This window comes from Flavonifractor sp. An9 (assembly GCF_002161245.1).
GTDB lineage: Bacteria > Bacillota > Clostridia > Oscillospirales > Oscillospiraceae > Flavonifractor > Flavonifractor avicola.
This window is the reverse complement of the sequence record NZ_NFHC01000015.1, coordinates 25,591-45,549: the sequence shown is the minus strand read 5'-3', so window position 1 is coordinate 45,549 and position 19,959 is coordinate 25,591. Positions and strand designations below refer to the sequence as shown.

The 19,959-nt window shown below is 61.5% G+C and carries 19 protein-coding genes; 14 read left to right on the top strand and 5 right to left on the bottom strand.

Annotated features, from left to right (window positions below; genetic code table 11):
- The first annotated feature begins 158 nt into the window (after positions 1-158).
- From argH to B5G40_RS10480, 10 genes are all read left to right on the top strand, one after another.
- Positions 159-1,544: an argininosuccinate lyase gene (gene argH, locus B5G40_RS10525; RefSeq protein ID WP_087399577.1), complete on the top strand. Its 1,386-nt coding sequence runs from the start codon at positions 159-161 to the stop codon at positions 1,542-1,544.
- Positions 1,545-1,756: 212 nt separating this feature from the next.
- On the top strand, positions 1,757-2,698 hold the full coding sequence (gene argC, locus B5G40_RS10520) for an N-acetyl-gamma-glutamyl-phosphate reductase (protein WP_087399576.1): 942 nt from the start codon (positions 1,757-1,759) through the stop codon (positions 2,696-2,698).
- An 88-nt stretch (positions 2,699-2,786) separates the two neighbouring features.
- Complete coding sequence (gene argJ, locus B5G40_RS10515) at positions 2,787-4,049, top strand: bifunctional glutamate N-acetyltransferase/amino-acid acetyltransferase ArgJ (RefSeq protein WP_087399575.1); 1,263 nt, start codon at positions 2,787-2,789, stop codon at positions 4,047-4,049.
- 26 nt (positions 4,050-4,075) lie between these two features.
- The gene (gene argB, locus B5G40_RS10510) at positions 4,076-4,930 is read left to right on the top strand and encodes an acetylglutamate kinase (protein ID WP_164496949.1); all 855 of its coding nucleotides are present in this window, start codon (positions 4,076-4,078) and stop codon (positions 4,928-4,930) included.
- 9 nt (positions 4,931-4,939) lie between these two features.
- Entirely contained in the window at positions 4,940-6,118 is a 1,179-nt protein-coding gene (locus B5G40_RS10505) for an aspartate aminotransferase family protein (protein WP_087188712.1), read from the top strand.
- Between the two features lie 27 nt (positions 6,119-6,145).
- A complete protein-coding gene (argF, locus tag B5G40_RS10500) occupies positions 6,146-7,066 on the top strand; it encodes an ornithine carbamoyltransferase (RefSeq protein ID WP_087399574.1) in 921 nt (306 codons plus the stop codon).
- Positions 7,067-7,295: 229 nt separating this feature from the next.
- On the top strand, positions 7,296-7,508 hold the full coding sequence (locus B5G40_RS10495; protein ID WP_009259878.1) for a cold-shock protein: 213 nt from the start codon (positions 7,296-7,298) through the stop codon (positions 7,506-7,508).
- Positions 7,509-7,708: 200 nt separating this feature from the next.
- Positions 7,709-9,379, top strand: a complete 1,671-nt coding sequence (locus B5G40_RS10490) for a formate--tetrahydrofolate ligase (protein ID WP_087399573.1) — start codon at positions 7,709-7,711, stop codon at positions 9,377-9,379.
- 55 nt (positions 9,380-9,434) lie between these two features.
- Entirely contained in the window at positions 9,435-10,052 is a 618-nt protein-coding gene (locus B5G40_RS10485; RefSeq protein WP_087399572.1) for a cyclodeaminase/cyclohydrolase family protein, read from the top strand.
- On the top strand, positions 10,052-10,900 hold the full coding sequence (locus B5G40_RS10480) for a bifunctional 5,10-methylenetetrahydrofolate dehydrogenase/5,10-methenyltetrahydrofolate cyclohydrolase (protein ID WP_087399571.1): 849 nt from the start codon (positions 10,052-10,054) through the stop codon (positions 10,898-10,900). The genes B5G40_RS10485 and B5G40_RS10480 overlap by 1 nt, the downstream gene beginning before the upstream one ends.
- 38 nt (positions 10,901-10,938) lie before the next feature.
- Here B5G40_RS10480 and B5G40_RS10475 read toward each other — a convergent pair whose 3' ends face one another.
- Positions 10,939-11,883: an alpha/beta hydrolase gene (locus B5G40_RS10475; RefSeq protein WP_087271124.1), complete on the bottom strand. Its 945-nt coding sequence runs from the start codon at positions 11,881-11,883 to the stop codon at positions 10,939-10,941.
- 167 nt (positions 11,884-12,050) lie between these two features.
- Here B5G40_RS10475 and B5G40_RS10470 point away from each other — a divergent pair, with 167 nt between their 5' ends.
- Positions 12,051-13,355 carry a hypothetical protein gene (locus B5G40_RS10470; RefSeq protein ID WP_087399570.1) on the top strand — a complete coding sequence of 435 codons (1,305 nt, stop codon included), beginning with the start codon at positions 12,051-12,053 and terminating at the stop codon, positions 13,353-13,355.
- Between the two features lie 12 nt (positions 13,356-13,367).
- On the top strand, positions 13,368-14,072 hold the full coding sequence (locus B5G40_RS10465; protein WP_087271130.1) for a DUF6320 domain-containing protein: 705 nt from the start codon (positions 13,368-13,370) through the stop codon (positions 14,070-14,072).
- Between the two features lie 61 nt (positions 14,073-14,133).
- Here the strand turns inward: B5G40_RS10465 and ppk1 are convergent, their stop codons facing one another.
- The 3 genes from ppk1 to B5G40_RS10450 are packed head-to-tail and all read right to left on the bottom strand — an operon-like array spanning position 14,134 to position 17,429.
- Positions 14,134-16,278, bottom strand: a complete 2,145-nt coding sequence (ppk1, locus tag B5G40_RS10460; protein WP_242959387.1) for a polyphosphate kinase 1 — start codon at positions 16,276-16,278, stop codon at positions 14,134-14,136.
- Entirely contained in the window at positions 16,268-17,182 is a 915-nt protein-coding gene (locus B5G40_RS10455) for a hypothetical protein (protein WP_087399569.1), read from the bottom strand. The genes ppk1 and B5G40_RS10455 overlap by 11 nt, the downstream gene beginning before the upstream one ends.
- 31 nt (positions 17,183-17,213) lie before the next feature.
- On the bottom strand, positions 17,214-17,429 hold the full coding sequence (locus tag B5G40_RS10450) for a hypothetical protein (protein ID WP_087330178.1): 216 nt from the start codon (positions 17,427-17,429) through the stop codon (positions 17,214-17,216).
- A 102-nt stretch (positions 17,430-17,531) separates the two neighbouring features.
- On the opposite strand from B5G40_RS10450, the gene B5G40_RS10445 reads away from it, so the two are divergent.
- Together B5G40_RS10445 and B5G40_RS10440 are read left to right on the top strand one after the other, a co-directional pair.
- A complete protein-coding gene (locus B5G40_RS10445; protein WP_087188702.1) occupies positions 17,532-17,942 on the top strand; it encodes a DUF3783 domain-containing protein in 411 nt (136 codons plus the stop codon).
- A gap of 1 nt (position 17,943) precedes the next feature.
- Complete coding sequence (locus B5G40_RS10440) at positions 17,944-18,447, top strand: GreA/GreB family elongation factor (RefSeq protein ID WP_087399568.1); 504 nt, start codon at positions 17,944-17,946, stop codon at positions 18,445-18,447.
- A gap of 43 nt (positions 18,448-18,490) precedes the next feature.
- On the opposite strand, the gene B5G40_RS10435 is transcribed toward B5G40_RS10440, so the two are convergent.
- A complete protein-coding gene (locus tag B5G40_RS10435) occupies positions 18,491-19,891 on the bottom strand; it encodes a PLP-dependent aminotransferase family protein (RefSeq protein ID WP_087399567.1) in 1,401 nt (466 codons plus the stop codon).
- Positions 19,892-19,959: the final 68 nt, after the last annotated feature.

Sequence of the window (19,959 nt, the reverse complement as noted above, 5' to 3'; positions counted from 1 at the left end):
CAACCTGTGGGGCCTGCCGGATACCGTGCTGGCTCTCCGGGACCAGGGCAAGCTGAATAAGTAATTTGACATTTTCTGCGGGCGGCCGCAGGCCGTTCCTACCATTACCGTAGGGGCGGCCTGTGGTCGCCCGCAATCCAGATAGGGAGCGATCAATTATGAAATTATGGGCCGGACGGTTCCAGAAAGAGACCGATACACTGGTCAACGACTTTAACTCTTCCATCACCTTTGACGCCCGGATGTACAAAGAGGATATCGCCGGCTCCATTGCCCATGCCACCATGCTGGGCAAGCAGGGCATCATTGAGGAGCATGAGGCGGAAAAGATCATCGAGGGTCTGAAGGTCATCCTGGCGGATATCGATGCCGGGCAGGTGGAGTTCTCTCTGGAGAACGAGGACATCCACATGAACATTGAGACCATGCTCACCCAGCGCATCGGGGATACCGGTAAGCGGCTGCACACCGGCCGGTCCCGTAACGACCAGGTGGCGGTGGATTTCCGGCTGTATGTCAAGCAGGAGATCCCCAAGATCATCGACATGGTGCTGGATCTGGAGAAGGTGCTCATCAAGAAGGCGGAGGCAAACCTGGAGACCGCCATGCCGGGCTACACCCATATGCAGCGGGCTCAACCCACCACCTTCGCCCACTACATGATGGCCTACGCCAATATGCTCCGCCGGGACGTGACCCGGTTGGAGGATTGCCTGGAGCGGATGGACGAGTGCCCCCTGGGTGCCGGTGCCCTGGCCACCTCCACCTATCCGGTGGACCGGTTCCAGACTGCTGCCGCCCTGGGCTTCCAGAAGCCCACCGACAACTCCATGGACTCGGTGTCCGACCGTGACTTTGCCATTGAGTTCCTGTCCGCCTGCTCCATTATGATGATGCACCTGTCCCGGTTCTCCGAGGAGATCATCCTGTGGTGTTCCTGGGAGTTCAAGTATGTGGAGCTGGACGACGCCTATTCCACCGGCTCCTCCATCATGCCCCAGAAGAAAAACCCCGACGTGGCCGAGCTGGTCCGGGGCAAGACCGGCCGAGTTTATGGCTCCCTCATCACCCTGCTCACTGTTATGAAGGGCCTGCCCCTGGCCTACAACAAGGATATGCAGGAGGATAAGGAGCCGGTGTTCGACGCCATCGACACCGTGGAGATGTGCCTGCCTGTCTTTACCGCCATGCTGGACACCCTCACCGTCCTGCCCAAGAATATGAGAAACGCGGCCTCCGGCGGCTTCATCAACGCCACCGACTGCGCCGACTACCTGACCAAGAAGGGAATGCCCTTCCGGGAGGCTTACATGATCGTGGGCCGGCTGGTCAACCTGTGCATCAAGGCAGGCGAGACTTTGGATACCCTGCCTCTGAAGGACTTCCGTTCCATCTCCAACCTGTTTGACGCCGATGTGTACCAGGCCCTGGAGCTCAAGACCTGCGTCAACGGACGTAAGGTCTACGGCGGCCCCGCCAAGGAGGCTGTGGAGCAGCAGATTGCCAACATCAAGGACTTTGTGAAGGAGCGAACCCATGGTTAATTGTGCCGCCGCAGACCGCCGCGCCAAGTGGCGCGTACAAGCGTTTTGCCAAGGGCAAAACCTTGGCGCAGGCGGAATTCACTTCCGCCGAGCATGGAACGAAAATAGGGGCCCCCACGGGGCCAGCCCCGTGGGGAACTACGGCGGCCCCGCCAAGGAGGCTGTGGAGCAGCAGATCGCCAACATCAAGGCCTTTGTGGAGGAGAGAACCCATGAGTAAGCCCAAGGTATTTATCGACGGCCAGGAGGGTACCACCGGTCTCCAGATCCATCAGCGGCTGGCAGACCGGGATGACATCGAACTGCTGGTGATCGACAGTGACAAGCGAAAAGACTTGACAGAAAGAAAGCGCCTGATCAATGAGGCAGACCTGGTTTTCCTCTGCCTGCCTGACGCTGCGGCGGTGGAGTCGGTGGGTCTCATTGAGAACTCCCGCACCCGGGTTATCGATGCATCCACCGCTCACCGCACAGCTCCCGGCTGGGTATATGGTTTCCCGGAATTGTACAAAAATCCGAAGGAAATCATCGGAAATGCCCGATTCGTGGCCAATCCGGGTTGCCATGCCACCGGCTTCCTGGCTTCGGCAGCTCCGCTGGTCTCCATGCGTATCCTGCCCAAGGACTACCCTATGACCTGCTTTTCCCTCACCGGATACTCCGGCGGCGGCAAGAAGATGATCGCCCAGTATGAGGAGGGGGAGAAAGGGAAAGAGCTTTACAGTCCGAGAGTGTATGGAACCACCCTTCGGCACAAGCATCTGCCCGAAATGCAGAAGATTTCCGGCCTGGATACCCCGCCGGTCTTTACCCCCGTGGTGGACGACTACTACAAAGGCATGGCTACCACCATCTTCCTCCACAACCGCTACCTGGTGGGCCAGCCCACCGCCAAAGAACTGAGCCTGATTCTGATGGCCTACTATGCCGGCCAGCCCCTGGTGACGGTGGCCCCCTATTCTGAGGAGCCGGCCTATCTGGCGGCCAATACCCTGGCGGGCACCGACAAGCTGGAGCTCACCGTCAGCGGCCACGAGGGACAGTCCATCGTTACAGCACGGTTCGACAACCTGGGCAAGGGCGCTTCCGGCGCGGCAGTGCAGAACATGAATCTGATGCTGGGCTTCGATATGACAGCCGGCCTGGCGCTGTGAGAAACGCAACGGCGGGGGCAAGCCCTCGCCCTCCTGTAGGGGCCGATGCCCACATCGGCCCGCGATTCCAATTTGAGGAGTGAACGATATGAAACAGATCCCCGGCGGCGTGACCGCCCCCAAGGGTTTTACCGCGTCCGGTGTCCACTGCGGCGTGAAGAAGGGCAAGGGGGACGGCAATCAGCCCCCCATGAGCAAGATGCCTGAGGTGCTGGAGGGCAAGAAGGACCTGGCCCTCATCGTATCTGAGCAGCCCTGTGTGGCGGCTGCTGTGTACACCATGAACCGGGTGAAGGCCGCTCCCCTCTATGTCACCATGGACCACCTGGAGAACGGCGAGGCCCAGGCTATCGTGGCTAACTCCGGCAACGCCAACGCCTGCGCCCCTAACAGCCACGAGCACGCCGAGACCATGTGCCAGCTGGCCGCCCAGGCCACCGGCCTGAAGGCCTCCGACTTTGTGGTGGCTTCCACCGGCGTCATCGGTCAGGAGCTGAACATCGATGCCATTGCCAAGGGCCTGCCCGCTGCCGCCGCCGCCCTGTCCAAGGACGGCTCCGACGCCGCGGCCAACGCCATTATGACCACCGACACCGTGAAGAAGGAACTGTCTGTTACCTGCTCCGTGGGCGGAAAGACCGTGACCATCGGTGCCATTGCCAAGGGCTCCGGCATGATCCACCCCAACATGGGCACCATGCTGTGTTTTGTTACCACCGACTGCGCCATTACCCACGAGATGCTCACCGATGCTATCCATGAGATCGTTCCCCGCACCTTCAACCGGGTGACGGTGGACGGGGACACCTCCACCAATGATATGTGCGTGGTGCTGGCCAACGGCATGGGGGGCAACGAGCTGGTGGAGTGGAAGGACGACAACTATACCGTCTTCTACAAGACCCTCTACTATGTATTTGAACAGCTGGCCCGCAACATCGCCGCCGACGGCGAGGGCGCCAGCAAGCTGATTACCTGCACCGTGGCCAATGCCCGCAGCGAGGAGAGCGCCGAGCGCCTGGCCAAGGCGGTGGTGGGTTCCTCCCTGGTGAAGGCCGCCATGTTTGGCTCCGACGCCAACTGGGGCCGTGTGCTGTGCGCCATGGGCTACTCCAAGGCCCCCTTCCGCCCTGAGTTTGTAGATGTGAAGTTCTCCTCTGCCGTGGGGGAGATCCTGGTGTGTGAGAAGGGCGCCGGGGTGGACTTCGACGAGGAGAACGCCAAGAGCATCCTGTCCCAGGACGAGGTGGTCATCCATGTGGACCTCCACGAAGGCGAGCATGAGGCCACCTGCTGGGGCTGTGATCTGACCTACGACTACGTCAAGATCAACGGCGACTATCGCACCTGACCAAAGGCAATATGGAGGCGATTCCCATGTCATTCAGCGAGGTGGACCGGGCCAAGGTACTGGCCGAGGCCCTGCCCTACATTCAAAAATACTACGGCAAAACCGTAGTGGTGAAATACGGCGGCAACGCCATGATCTCCGACGAGCTGCGCCAGGCCGTCATCTCCGACATCATCTTGCTCCACCTGGTGGGCATTCGGGTGGTGGTGGTCCACGGCGGCGGTCCGGAGATCACCGAGATGCTGAACAAGATCGGCAAAGAGTCTAAGTTTGTGGACGGACTGCGCTACACTGATGAGGAGACCATGGAAGTGGTCCAGCAGGTGCTGTGCGGCAAGGTGAACAAGAACCTGGTGGCCACCCTGAACCGGATGGGCGGCAAGGCTGTGGGCCTGTGCGGCATGGACGCCGGGATGTTCCAGGCCAAAAAGCTGGACGAGAAATACGGCCTAGTGGGTGAGATTACTGCCGTGGAGCCCCAGATGGTGGAGGACGCCCTGAAGGACGGCTATATCCCGGTGGTGTCCACCGTGGCTCAGGGCATTGACGGCGAGAACTCCTATAACATCAACGCCGACACCGCCGCCGCTAAGCTGGCCACCGCCCTGAAGGCGGAGAAGCTGATCCTGCTCACCGATGTGCGGGGCCTGATGATGGACCCGAAGAACGACAATACACTGCTGCCGGTGGTGCGGCTGTCCCAGGTGCCGGGCCTGGTGCAGGACGGCGTCATCAAAGGCGGCATGATCCCCAAGGTGGAGTGCTGCGTGGAGGCGGTGCGCTCCGGCGTGGAGAACGCCATCATTCTGGATGGCCGCATCCCCCACTCCATCCTCATTGAGCTGCTGTCCGATGAGGGCATCGGCACCATGCTGATGTGAGGTGATAGTATGGACCATAAAGAATTGGTGGAACTGGACCACCAGTATATGATGCAGACCTACGGCCGGTTCGATGTAGACATCGACCACGGCCAGGGGGCTACCCTGTACGACCTGGCAGGGAAGGAGTACATCGACTTCTCCTCCGGTATCGGCGTCAACTCCATTGGTTACGCCAATCCCAAGTGGGTGGAGGCCATCACCAACCAGGCCATGAAGCTGGGTCATATCTCCAATCTGTTTTACTCCCAGCCCTACGCCAAGCTGGCCCAGCAGCTGTGTGAGCGCTCCGGCATGGCGGCCGCCTTCTTCGGCAACTCGGGCGCCGAGGCCAACGAGGGCATGATCAAGCTGGCCCGGAAATATTCTTTTGACAAGTACGGCAAGGGACGGGGCACCATCATCACCCTGAAGAACTCCTTCCACGGCCGTACCATTACCACCCTGACCGCCACCGGCCAGGATGTATTCCACCAGTATTTCTTCCCCTTCAACGACGGCTTCCGGTATGCCCTGGCGGGTGATATGGATTCCCTCCAGGAGGTGGCAGGCCACGACGTGTGCGCCGTCATGCTGGAGCTGGTGCAGGGCGAAGGCGGCGTGCTCCCCATGGACCCGGAGTACGTCCACGACCTGGCGGTGCTGTGCGCCGAGCGGGACTGGCTGCTGCTGGTGGATGAGGTGCAGACCGGCGTGGGCCGCACCGGCACCCTGTTTGCCTTCCAGCAGTACGGCATCATTCCCGATGCGGTGTCCTTCGCCAAGGGTATCGCCGGCGGCCTGCCTATGGGCGGCTTCCTGGCCAACGAGCGCTGCCGGGATGTGCTGGGCCCCGGCACCCACGCCTCCACTTTCGGCGGCAACCCCATCTGCGCCGCCGCCGCTCAGGTGGTACTGGACACCCTGGACGAGGACGCTCTGGCCCAGGTGAAGGAGAAGGGCCACTACATCCGCACCCGTATCGAGCATATGGGCCTGTCCAGCCTGGGAGAGACCCGTGGCCTGGGCATGATGATTGGCGTGGAGGTGAAGGGGGAGGAGAGCAACAAGGTGCTGGCCGCCCGGCTGATCCGCAACGGCCTGCTGGTGCTCACCGCCGGCTCCGCCTTGCGGCTGCTGCCCCCGCTGACCATCTCCATGGCGGAGATCGACAAGGGCCTTGCCATTATGAAGGAGACCCTGCTGTAAGCAAACCGAAACAATGAGGTGAATACGATGAAAAAAGACCTGCTCAAGCTGCTGGACCTGACCAAGGCCGATATCGTGAAGATTCTGGATACTGCCGACCAGATGAAATACAACCAGAAGCATGGCCTGACCCACCACTATCTGGAGGGCAAGACCCTGGCCATGATCTTTGAGAAGAACTCCACCCGTACCCGTGTGTCCTTTGAGACCGGTATGTTCCAGCTGGGCGGCCACGCCCTCTTCCTCTCCGGCAAGGAGAGCCAGATTGGCCGGGGCGAGCCCATCGAGGACACTGCCCGGGTGCTCAGCCGCTACTGCGACGGCATCATGATCCGCACCTTCGGCCAGGCCGAGGTGGAGACTCTGGCCAAGTATTCCTCTATCCCCGTGATCAACGGCCTCACCGACTTTGCCCACCCCTGCCAGGTGCTGGCCGACCTGATGACCATCCGTGAGCACAAGTCCCGGCTGGAAGGCCTGAAGCTGTGCTACATCGGCGACGGCAACAACATGGCAAACTCCCTCATTGTGGGCGGCCTGAAGGTGGGCATGGAGGTGTCCGTGGCCTGCCCTGAGGGCTATGATCCCGATCCCCAGGTGCTGGAATTTGCCCAGAACTGCGGCGGCAAGTTTACCCTGTGCCGGGACCCCAAGGAGGCGGCTGCCGGAGCCGACGCCCTGTTCACCGACGTGTGGGCATCCATGGGCCAGGAGGGCGAGGCCCAGAAGCGCCGGGCTGTCTTTGAGGGCATCTACCAGATCAATGACGAGCTGATGGCAGTGGCCAACCCCGGCTGCATGGTGCAGCACTGCCTGCCTGCCCACCGGGGCGAGGAGATCACCGCTGAGGTCTTTGAGGCCCACGCCGGTGAGATTTTTGACGAGGCGGAGAACCGCCTCCATGCCCAGAAGGCGGTCATGTACCTGCTGATGAAGGGCGACAACTGAAGTGTCTGAACAGACCGGCCCCGATGGTACGGGGCCGGTCTGCCTTTTCTTACGCACCAGTATGTTTTCCTTGACGGAGGAGCGGTTCGGTGTTATAGTATTCTGGTAGTCTAAATGTACGGCCTGAACTCACATTTTTGTAGTCATCGTCGCTTCTGCAGACGATGCCCCAAAGATGTGAGTTTTCTTGTCATTTAGCGCGAAATTTTTTGCAGGAGGTACCATCATTATGTATCACGGTACTGTCAAGTGGTTCAACGAGACCAAGGGCTTCGGCTTCATCTCCAACGACGAGGGCGGCGACGACGTGTTCGTGCACTTCTCCGCCATCGTGTGTGACGGCTTCAAGACCCTTCAGGAGGGTCAGAAGGTGACCTACGACGTGGAGCCCGATCCCAAGAACGCTGACAAGCTGCGCGCTGTCAACGTGGTGGCCGCTTGATCGTAAGGATATAAAGCCACACAAAGCAGACCGACAAAACCTGTCGGTCTGCTTTTTTTCATTTCCGTTGACAAGCCGGGGAAAGAATGGTACATTTTATAGGATGAAACAGCGGAAATGAACTGAAACGCCGGTTTGCCAAGGATGGCTGAGCCGGCGCGTTTTCGTTGCTAAGCGGAAGGATGAAGGAGTGAAGGTCCATGAAAACGGATATCGAGATCGCTCAGGCCTGTGAAATGAAGCACATCCGGGACATCGCCGCCCTGGCCGGGGTGGACGAGGAGTACCTGGAGTACTACGGCAAGTACAAGGCCAAGATCGACCTGAAGCTGCTGTCTGATCGGGAAGGCAGGCCCGACGGCAAGCTGGTGCTGGTCACCGCTATCAACCCTACCCCCGCGGGCGAGGGCAAAACCACCACCACTGTGGGTCTGGCCGACGGGATGCGCCGGCTGGGCAAAAACACCGTGGTGGCCCTGCGGGAGCCCTCCCTGGGTCCTGTGTTCGGCGTCAAGGGCGGCGCTGCCGGCGGCGGCTACGCCCAGGTGGTGCCCATGGAGGATATCAACCTCCACTTTACCGGCGATTTCCATGCCATCGGCGCGGCCAACAACCTGCTGGCCGCTATGCTGGACAACCACATCCAGCAGGGCAATGAGCTGGACATCGACGTCAAGCGCATTACCTGGAAGCGGTGCGTGGATATGAACGACCGCCAGCTGCGCAACATCGTGTGCGGTCTGGGTGGCCGGATGCAGGGTGTGCCCCGTGAGGACGGCTTCGATATCACCGTGGCCTCTGAGATCATGGCGGTGCTCTGTCTGGCCACCGGGCTGGGCGACCTGAAGGCCCGGCTGGGCCGCATGGTGGTGGGCTATTCCCGCTCCGGCGCTCCCATCACCGCCCACGACCTGAAGGCCGAGGGCGCTATGGCCGCCCTGCTGAAAGATGCCATCAAGCCCAACCTGGTCCAGACTCTGGAGGGTACTCCCGCCTTCATCCACGGCGGTCCCTTCGCCAACATCGCCCACGGCTGCAACTCTGTCATGGCCACCCGGGTGGCCCTCAAGATGGGAGACTACGCCATCACCGAGGCTGGCTTCGGCGCTGACCTGGGTGCGGAGAAGTTCCTGGACATCAAGTGCCGTCTGGCCGGACTGAAGCCCTCCGCTGTGGTGGTGGTGGCCACTGTCCGTGCCCTGAAGCATCACGGCGGCGTGGCCAAGGCCGATCTGAACAACGAAAACCTGGAGGCGCTGGAGAAGGGCCTGCCCAACCTGCTGCGCCATGTGGAGAACATTACCACCGTGTACGGTCTGCCCTGCGTGGTGGCCATCAACCGGTTCCCTACCGACACCGAGGCCGAGCTCAAGCTGGTGGAGGACAAGTGCAAGGCCCTGGGCGTCAACGTGGCCCTCAGCGAGGTGTGGGCCAAGGGCGGCGAGGGCGGCATCGCTCTGGCTCAGGAGGTCATCCGCCTGTGCGAGGAGCCCAACCACTTTGCCTTCGCCTATGAGCTGGATCAGCCCATCGAGGCCAAGCTGGCCGACATCGTGAAGAAGGTGTACCACGGCGACGGTGTGGTGCTTACCCCCGCCGCCAAGAAGCAGGCAGCGGAGCTTACTGCTCTGGGCTTCGGCGGCCTGCCCATCTGCATGGCCAAGACCCAGTATTCCTTCTCTGACGACCAGAATCTGCTGGGTGCTCCCGAAGGCTTTACCGTCACGGTGCGCAACATCAAGGTGTCTGCCGGCGCCGGCTTCCTGGTGGCCCTCACCGGCGACATTATGACCATGCCCGGCCTGCCGAAAGTACCGGCAGCGGAAAAAGTGGACGTGGACGAGAACGGCCGGATCTCCGGCCTGTTCTAAAAGAAAACGCGGGCGGGTGGCAACACCCGCCCGCTGCAATGAGGAGTTGATTGCGATGAATACCGCCAACCAGACCTGCGGCGATTTTCTGGACGCCCTTGCCTCCAAAGCGCCTGTTCCTGGCGGCGGCGGCGCCTCCGCCCTGGTAGGCGCTCTGGGAGCGGCCCTGTGTACCATGGTGGGCAACTACACCGTAGGCAAGAAGAAGTATGCCGAGGTGGAGGAGGACGTGAAGGCCCTGATGGCCAAAGCAGAGGACCTGCGGGCTCGCCTGCTGGCTCTGGTGGACGCTGACGCTGCGGCCTTCGAGCCCCTGTCCAAGGCCTACGCCATTCCCAAGGATGCCCCCGACCGGGAGCAGGTGATGGAAGAATGCCTCCGGAATGCCGCTGCCACACCCATGGAGATCCTGCGCCTGAGCTGTGAGGGCATTGACCTTCACAGTGAGATGCTGGAGAAGGGGAGCGTGATGATGCTCTCCGATGTAGGCACCGGGGTGGTTTTCTGCTGGAGTGCCCTGTACGGCGCTGCCCTCAACGTGAAGGTCAACACCAAGAGTATGGCTGACCGGGCCTATGCTCAGGCTATGAATGAAGAAGTGGACAGTCTGGTGGAGCGGTATTGGAAGATCGCAGAGCGCGTTTATGAAGCAGTTCTGGGGAGGTTTGCCTGATGGCGGAACATTGGAAGGGGGCCCCTGTGGCCCAGGCTCTGACAGAGCGGCTGATCGTCAAGGCCAACCAGCTGAAGGTCCAGGGCATCGTTCCCACCCTGGCCATCGTGCGGGTAGGGGAGCGCCCTGAGGACCTGTCCTACGAGCGAGGAGCCCTGAAGCGGTGCGAAAAAGTGGGCATCCGTGTCAGGCAGTTTACCTTGCCAGAGGAATCCAGCCACGGGGACCTGATGGCGATCATTGAGCAGATCAACGCGGACCGGGAGATCCACGGCTGCCTGCTGTTCCGGCCCTTGCCGCCGCAGATCGATGAGGCGGCCATCTGTGCTGCCCTGGACCCGGCCAAGGACGTGGACGGTATTACCGCCGGTTCGCTGGCGTCGGTGTTCACCGGCGGCGGTGCGGGCTATCCGCCCTGTACCGCTCAGGCCTGCATGGAGATTTTAAACTACTATGGCTGTGACCTCACCGGTAAGCGGGCGGTGGTGGTGGGCCGAAGTCTGGTGGTGGGCAAGCCTCTGTCTATGCTGCTGCTGGGGAAAAACGCCACCGTCACCCTCTGCCACACCCGTACCGCCGACCTGGCCGCCGAGTGCCGTCGGGCGGAGGTGCTCATCGCCGCCGCCGGACGGGCCAATATGATAGGCCGGGATCATCTGGCCCCCGGCCAGTTGGTGCTGGACGTGGGCATCAATGTGGATGAGAACGGCAATCTGGTGGGTGATGTGGATTTTGCTGCTGCCGACGAGATCGTAGGCGCAGTGACGCCGGTGCCCGGCGGAGTGGGGGCCGTGACCACCTCGGTGCTGGCGGCCCATGTGCTCCAGGCTGCGGAACAAGCAAGATAATAAAAACAGGCGCTGCCAGCGGCAGCGCCTGTTTTTCATTATAGTCCGCCCATTAAGAAACTGGCGGCGTGTTCCATGGCCTCGTTGGCCTTTTTCATAGGGAAGGTCTGAAAGACGTGCCACATCTTGTCCCACACTTCCAGCTTGCAGGGCACGGAGGCCTTGAGCATCCGGTTGCGCAGGCGCACCGAGTCGGAGAGCAGCAGCTCGTTGGTGCCAGCTTGGATCAGGGTAGGGGGGAACCCGGTGAGATCGGCAAACAGAGGGGACAGACAGGGATCGGTCAGGTCCTCTCCCCGGGCATAGGCGTCCCGGGTGGCGTAGATATAGTTGAGGGTGAGCACGGGGTCGATGTCAGCCCGCTCCTGATAGGACTTGCCGCTGGCCGTCATGTCGGTCCAGGGAGAGAAGAGGAGAAGTGCCCGGGGAAGCAAACGGCCCGCCTCTTTCAGCTTGTGGGTAAGCACCAGTGCCAGGTTGCCCCCTGCAGAATCGCCCGCCACAATGATGTCCCGGGCGCCGTAGCCCAGATACATCAGGTGGTCCCAGGCCTGGAGGGCGTCCTCCACAGCGGCGGGATAGGGGTGTTCAGGGGCCAGGCGGTACTCAAAGCTCATCACCTGCAATCCTGTGACCAGGGACAGCTTGGAGCCTAGGATGCGGGAGTAGCCCAGGGTGCCACTGGTATAGCCGCCGCCGTGGCAATAGAGAATGGCCTTCCTGCGGTCATAGCTCCGGTGAGGCCTGATCCAGGCACAGTTCATCTCGCCCAGGGAAAAGGGTTCCCAGCTCATACCGCCCATAGGAGCCACTAGTCGGCCCAGCAGCTCCTGGCTTTTCCGCTGGCGGGCCAGATCTTCCACGTTCATGACCTCGGGGGTGGCGGCGCTGTGGATCGCCTTCAGTGCGCGCATGAAAGGGGCCAGACGCTGCTTTTCCGCCCGCTGTCCGGCCAGCTCCTGACGCTTGCTGTGGTGGCTCATAATGCCGTCTCTCCTTATTTCATGGTAATTCGATAAACTGCATTATACCACAGGGGAGAATGAAAGAAAAGAGGCGGGCGGGGCCTCTTTTTTGTGGAGAGATTCACTTTCCCTTGTGAGCGACAGAGGAATGTGGTATCCTTTTTTCAGGAAAGGGGGGGGGAGCCATGGCGGCAGCTCAGTCTGAACGCGGAGAAAAGAAGCACAAAGAGTGGTACCGGCTGGACAATGCGGCGGTGGTCTACTCCGCCATCCAAAAGGAACGGTATTCCGCTGTTTATCGCTTTTCCGCCGTGATGGATCAGCCGGTGGACCCGGAGGCCCTTCAGCGGGCGGTGGACAAGACCATGCCCCGCTTCCCCGGCTTCCGGGTGCGGATCAAGCCGGGGATCTTCTGGTACTACTCGGAATTCAACGACGCTCCCGGCCCCTTTGTACAGAAAGATATCTCCAATCCGTGCCAACCCATACGTTTTGATCAGGGGGACGGATGGCTGGTGCGCTTTTTCTACTATGAGCGGCGTATTTCCCTGGAAGTCTTCCACGCCATCAGCGACGGCGGAGGCGCTATGACCCTGCTGCGGACCTTGCTGGCGGTCTACCTGCGGGAGCTGGGCTACCAGATCCCCAATACCTGCGGGGTGCTGGATGTGGAGCAGCCCCCCAGGCCGGAGGAGCTGGAGGACGCCTACGCCCGGTACGCTACCGTAAAGGCCAGAAGCTTTACCACGCTGAAAAAGGCATATGCCAACGCCGGTACGCCGGAGCCCTTCTATACCCTCAATGTAACCATGGGCTTTTGCTCGGTGCGGCAGCTGAAAGAGAAGGCCAAGGAGCACGGGGCATCCATTACGGAATATCTGACGGCGGTGCTGCTGAAGGTTCTGGTGGACAAGCAGCACCGGGAGGGGCCCAAAAAGGAATTGCCGGTGGCCCTGGCCATCCCCATCAACCTGCGGCCCTGGTTTCCCACCGAGAGCCTGCGAAACTTTATTCTGACCGTCCGGCCCTGCATCGATCCAAGCCTGGGGGAGTATACCTTTGAGGAGATTGTCAGCCAGGTCCATCACTATCTGCGGCTGAACATCAACCGGCAGCAGATGCAGGCAGAGCTGGCGGGCAATGTGAAGTTTGCCAGGAACAAATTCATTCAGATCATACCCATTGCACTGAAGAAGCCGGGTATCGCTTTCGGGTACTGGATGGCAGGAGTGCGGCCCTATTCCGGTACCTATACCAACCCTGGGCCCTTCCAGGTGCCGGAGGAGATGAAGTCCCATATCCGTCGGATGGAGGTGATCCTGGGGCAGGCTACCATGCCCCGGGTCCACTGTGCCTCCATCAGTTACGGGGACGAGATGGAAATTACCTTTGCCGGGACCCAGAGGGAGACGGATACGGAGCGGGAGTTTTTCCGCTTTTTGGTGCGGGACGGCGTCCATGTCAAAGTGGAGAGCAACCGTACCCAATAAGGAGGAAGCACCATGTCCTATTGTGTTCATTGTGGAGTGGAACTGGACGCCACTGCCACGTTCTGCCCGCTGTGCCAGACAAAGGTGATAGACCCGGGCCGTCCGCCCGACACCACATCTCCCAAGCCCTTTCCCACTGAGCGGGGAGAGGTGCCGCCCATCCCTAAGGGGGCGGTGGCGGCGGCCATTACCGCTATGCTGGCCTGTGTGGCGGTGGGATGCGGTCTGCTCAACCTGTTTCTGAAACCGGGGCGGGCCTGGTCTCTCTATGTGATTGGGGCCACCATCATGCTGTGGCTGTGGATTGTGCTGCCCCTCCTCTTCAGACGATTGCCTCTGCTGGTCCGCAGCGTCATCAATGTGGCGGCGGTGGCCCTGTATGTCTACCTGATGTCGGTGGACCTGAATGGCCGGGACTGGTATCTGGGGCTGGCGGTGCCCATTATCCTGTGGGGAGGCGCGGTATGGCTGCTGCTCTCCCTGATGCTGCGGGTGTACCACCGCTCGGTCATCAGTACTGTCGCCATTCTCATCGGCAGCCTGGGGGTATTTCTCCTGGGTGTGGAATTTTTCATCGACCGCTGGCTTACTGGCCGGTGGGACCCCTCCTGGTCGTTGGTAGTACTTACTATATGTGTGTGTACTGTGATCCCCCTGGTGATTATCCGGCGTATTCCCGCTGTCCGGGAAGAGGTACGCCGCCGGTTCCATACCTGAATTCAAATAGCAAGAAAGGCCGCCCGACAGGGCGGCCTTTCTTACGTAAAAATCAAGCTATTCAGCGAGACTCCCGGTGGAAGAGACGGTGGAAAAATCCCCCTCGCTTCTCCTGGGGAGCCGGGGCATTGGCAACGGCCCGGGCCTCCCGCACAGCTTGCTCCATCAGCGCCGCCTGGGCGTTGACAGCGGGGGCGCCCTCCTGGCGGGGCACCGGCGTGTAGCTGCCGTCGGGACCCATGTTGCGGGCCTTCACGTTGTCGGAGCAGAATAGCTCCACATACTGCCGGATCTGACGGCGCACGTCCGGGTCTACTACCGGGCAGGCGATCTCCACCCGGCGCTCGGTGTTGCGGGTCATCAGGTCGGCGGAGCCGATGTAGAGGCGGGTACCCTCTCCTACGCCGAAGGCGTAGATCCGGGGGTGTTCCAGATAGCGGCCCACGATGGAAAAGACCCGGATACGGTCGGTGAGGCCGGGTACGCCGGGCCGCAGGCAGCAGATGCCCCGCACGTTGAGGGTCACGGGTACGCCGGCCTGGCTGGCCTCGGCCAGTTTGTCGATGAGCTCCCGGTCGGTGACCGAGTTGACCTTGAAGAAAATACGGGCGGGCTGGCCCTGGCGAGCCTTTTCGATTTCCCGGTCCATCAGGGCCAGAATGCGGTTTTTCAAACTGTGGGGGGCCACCAGCAGCTGGTGATACTCGCCGTGGAGGTTGGAGGTGGCCATATTCTGAAAGAACGCCGCGCCATCGCCGCCGATGGCGGGGCTGGCGGTCATAAGGCAGAAGTCGGTATAAAGCTTGGCCGTCTTTTCGTTGTAATTGCCGGTGCCGATCTGGGTGATGTACTGGATGCGGCCCTTGTCCCGGCGGGTGATGAGGCAGATCTTGGAGTGGACCTTGTAGTGCTCAAAGCCGTAGAGGATGGTACAGCCCGCCTCCTCCAGCCGCTGGGCCCAGGCAATGTTGTTCTGCTCGTCGAACCGGGCCCGCAGCTCCATGAGCACGGTCACGTCCTTGCCGTTTTCCGCCGCCGCCGCCAGATATTCCACCAGCTTGGCGGTGGAGGCCAGCCGATAGATGGTGATCTTGATGGACAGCACAAACGGATCGTTGGCAGCCTCCCGCACCAGCTGGAGGAAGGGCTCCATGGAGTGGAAGGGATAGAAGAGCAGCATATCCCGCCGTAAAATCTGGGGGATCAGCTTCTCGCCCTTGACCAGACCGGCGGGCCACTGAGGGGTATAGGGAGGATAACACAGGGCGGCGGCGCTCTCCTCGGGCAGTTTGCCTTCCAGGGAGTAGACATAGCCCATAATGAGGGGGCTTTTGGACCGGAACACCTGCTCGGCGGTCAGATTGAGCCGCTGGCAGAGGAACTGCTGCAGTTCAGCGGAGGCCTCTCCCTGGATCTCCAGCCGCACGGGGGCCAGTCGGGCCCGCTTCTTCAGCACCTTCTGCATATGGGCCCGGAAGTCCTCACCCACATCGTAGTCCTCGTCCTCGGGGCTGATGTCGGCGTTGCGGGTTACCGAAATAACGCACTTCTCCTCCACCTGGTAGGTCTCAAAGAGCTGATCGGCAAAGTGAAGGACCACCTGTTCGGTGAGCAGGTAACGCAGGCCCTGTTCCTCCAGCTGGAAGTAGGGAGGAAGGGCCTTGGGAATGGGTACCAGGCCGAAGCAGCGGGTGTTGCCCAGCCGCAGGGTGAGGGCGATGGTCAGGCTGTTGGAGGGCAGGTGAGGGAAGGGGTGGTGGCTGTCTACCACCATGGGGGACAGGATGGGCTGCACATAGTCCCGGAACCACCGCTCCACCTGCTTGCGCTCCTTGCCATCCAGCTCCCCGGGGGTCAGGTTGCAGATGTTGCAGGTCCGCAGCCGCTTCTCCAGCTGGGAGACGATCTTGTCCTTCTGCTTGTACAGACCGGGTACCGTCTTGAAGATGGCCTGGAGCTGCTCAGTGGGGGTGAGGCCGCTCTTGCTGTCCACATGGGTCTGCTTGGACAGAGTCATGTCGTAGATGGACCCAACCCGGATCATGAAGAACTCGTCCAGGTTGCTGGTGAAAATAGCGGCAAATTTCAGCCGTTCGAAGAGAGGGACGCTCTCGTCCTTGGCTTCCTCCAGCACCCGCTCGTTGAAACGCAGCCAGGACAGTTCCCGCTCCTGGGTATAGCGTGTGTCGATCTCTTTATGCATCATGGCTTGTTCCCTCCATCACGCGGCGGAGCAGATAGCCCTCCCGGACGCCGCAGGCGCTGACCGATACGGTGGATACCTCATAGGCGTCCAGAATGGCGGTGAGGATGGCCAAACCGGGCAGAATGGTGTGGACCCGGTCGGGTACCGAGCGCAGGATCTGCCGCAGGGTATCCTGATCGCCCTTTTTCAGCCCCTTGTACAGGGCGTGGATCTCCCCGGCGGGGATGATCCGGTTGTCCGGATCGGCGCCGGACAGGTCGTTGCACAGCTTGGCGGCGGCCCGGAAGGTGCCGCCCACGCCGGTCAGGTGACTGCACCGCAGACCGGCGGTTTTGGCCTTTTCCAGCTCCTCCCTCACGTCGGAGCGGATGGCCTTCCGCTCCTCCTTGGTGGGGAAAAGGCCGGAGACGTGTTTGGTGAAGAGGGACAGGGAGCCCATGGGCAGGGAGCAGCCTGAGGTGATGGCCCCGTCCTGGTAGGCCACCAGCTCGGTGGAGCCGCCGCCCACGTCGGCCAGCATCCCGGAGCCCGGCGCGCCGCCGCCTACGGTGGCTCCCAGGAAGGAGAAGGCGGCCTCATCGGCCCCTGACAGCACCTCTACCTTGATCCCGGTCACCGCCTCAATGGTCTCCAGGGCCTCCTCGGTATTGACGATGTTGCGCAGGGAGGCAGTGCCGAATACATAGAGGTCGGCAATGTCAAAATTGCGTAGCAGGGCCTTGAAGCCCGCCAGCACCCGGCAGGCCACCAGAATGCCGCTGTCGGAGAGCAGGCCGTTTTTGATGTAGCCGGCCAGGCCGGCCATCTCCTTTTTATTCATGAGGAGCTTGAACTTCTGCCCCTCCCAATGATAGATGGACAGGCGGATGGTGTTGGAACCCACATCCACGATCCCGCATTTCATGTGATGATACACCTCTCTTTAGAAGTCTAGTTTACGCGATTTCCGTAGCATTATCAATGGGATTTACAGAAGATTTACAAGCCTCATCCATGGTCCGGCGGGCGGCCACCAGAGCTAGGCCGTCCCCCAGGGTACAGAAAAAAGCGGACAGAACGGCAAGTTCCTCGGCGGAGCGGTTGTGAGCCAGCCGGGCGGCGGCCAGCGCGGCGGCAGCAAGCAGGGTTTCTCCGGAAGGCGGTGTGTACACGGGCCTCATCTCCCTTCTTTCCAATGTATGGCGGCGGGAGATGCGGGTTGACGGCGGAGGCGGATGTGGATACAATGAAAGGAACGAAAGGGGAAGAACCGTATGAATATGCCTCTCATTCTGCTTTATAATTTGGATACCCCCAAGGGGGCCAAGATCCGGCGGATGTGCCTGCCTCTGGGTCTGCGGACCCGGCTTGTGACGCCGGAGGAGTATGGCCTGCCTCTGGGCGATCTGGTGGACGGCGCCGCGCCGGAGACGCCCTGGACCGGAGAGACCTTTGGGGACGAGATGCTGGTGCTGGTCAACTGCACCGGCCCCCTGCTGGACCGGTTCCTCCAGGGCTTCCGGCGGAACAAGATCCCGGCGGTCTATCTCAAGGCAGTGCTGACCCCCACCAACCGGACCTGGAACTCGGTGGCCCTCCACGGTGAGCTGGTCAAGGAACGGCAGGCCATTGCCCAGGGCCAGGGAGCTCACGCTGGGCAGACATCTGGGGAAGAGGGGAACTGACGTGCACAACGAACTGACCAAAAAGGACATTCAGATGATGCGGGAGGAGCTGGATTACCGCCGTATCCAGCTGCGCCCCCAGCTGCTGGAGGCGGTGAAGGAGGCCCGGGCCTTCGGTGACCTCAGCGAGAACTTTGAGTACAAGGCCGCCAAGCAGGAGAAAAACCGGAACGAGGGCCGCATCCGCTACCTGGAGAATATGATCCGCACCGCCAAGGTGCTGCCGGACGAGCCGGTGACCGACGGGGTAGGACTCTATGATAAGGTGACCGTGTTTCTGGAGGATGAGGGGGACACCGAGACCTACCAGATCGTCACCACCATGCGGCAGGACGCCCTCCACGGGCTCATCAGCAAGGAGTCGCCCATGGGCAAGGCCCTGCTGGGCCGCAAAGTGGGAGAGACCTTCCGCATCCAGGTCAATGACAGCTACGGCTATGATGCTAAGGTATTGGCCATTGAGAAGGGAGAGGACGACGGTTCCGCTCCACTCACCGGATTTTAACGAAAAAAAGGACGCATTGCACAGGCAATGCGTCCTTTTTTGTTTAAAAGCCCCAGGCGGATTTCAGCAGGGACAGGGCGGGGGCCATGTCCTCGGCAGCCACCCGGGTATAGCCCATGATGAGGGCTGGCGGCCGGTCTATGGGGGGCGGAGTCAGGTCGCAGATGGACAGGGGAGACACTCCAACACCTACCTCCGCCGCCCGGGCGGCCAGCTCCTGTTCATTCCACCGCCGGTCCATCCACAGCAGCAGGTGGAGGCCGGCGTCGCCTCCGTCAAAGGAACCCACCTGGGTCAGGCCGGTGTCCCGGGCGGCGGCCAGCAGGGCCTCCCGCCGGGCTTTGTACCGGGTGCGGGTGCGGTTCAGGTGACGCTCAAAGTGGCCCCGGTCCATGAACCGGGCCAGGGCGTACTGCTCAAAGGAGGGGACGGTGGAGGAGTAGAACCAGAACTCCCGCCGCCACCGCTCCAGCAGATGGGGGGGCAGCACCATATAACTGATGCGCAGGGAGGGAGCCAGACTCTTGGCAAAGGTATTGAGGTAGATGACCCGCTCTCCGTTGTCCAGACTTTGCAGCGCCGGAATGGGCCGGCCGGAGAAACGGAACTCGCTGTCGTAGTCGTCCTCCAGAATATAGCGCCCCGGCTGCTGGGCGGCCCAGCGCAGCAGGGCTTGACGCCGGGTCACCGGCATGATGATGCCCAGAGGAAAGTGGTGGGAGGGGGTGACGTGGACCACCTGTACTTTGTGACGGTCCAGCTCCTCCACCACCAGGCCCTGGTCGTCCAGGGGGATGGGTTCCACCTGGGCCCCGCAGCTGCCCAGGATGCGGTGGGTCTTGGTGTAGCCGGGGTTTTCCACCCCGTAGCGTCCCTCCCGGCCCAGCAGCTGGACCAGCAAGCTGGTGAGTACCTCCGACCCTGCGCCCACCACGATCTGGGCCGGGTCCGCCCGGATGCCCCGGAAACGATAGAGGTGGGCGGCAATGGCCTCCCGCAGCTCGGGCACCCCCTGGGGATGGGGAGTGTTGAGCAGGGTGTCCTCCTGCTGAGACAGCACCTCCCGCATCAGCTTGGCCCAGGTGGCGAAGGGAAACAGGGCGGTGTCCACGGCGCTGGTGGAGAAGTTGTAGCGGAAGGTGGGCCGGGCGGGTTCTTCCGGCGGGGGCAGAGGACCGGGGGAGGTTCTGGCGGGCGTGGCCTCCGCCGCCTGCACGAAGAAGCCCCGCTTGGGTTGGGAGCGGAGGTAGCCCTCCGCCAGCAGCTGATTATAGGCTCCCTCCACCGTTACCACGCTGATTTTCAGGTGGGCGGCCAGGGCCCGCTTGGAGGGCAGCCGCTCCCCGGCGGCCAACCGCCCGGCCTCGATCTCCCCCCGGATGTGGCGGTAGAGCTGCTCATACAAGGGCATGGAAGCGCTGCTGTCCAAAATAGGCGTGAGCATAGAGATCCTCCTGTCTGACCTGATTCTTCTTTTTGTTCAGTATAGCGGAAATAAGGTCAGAACACAAG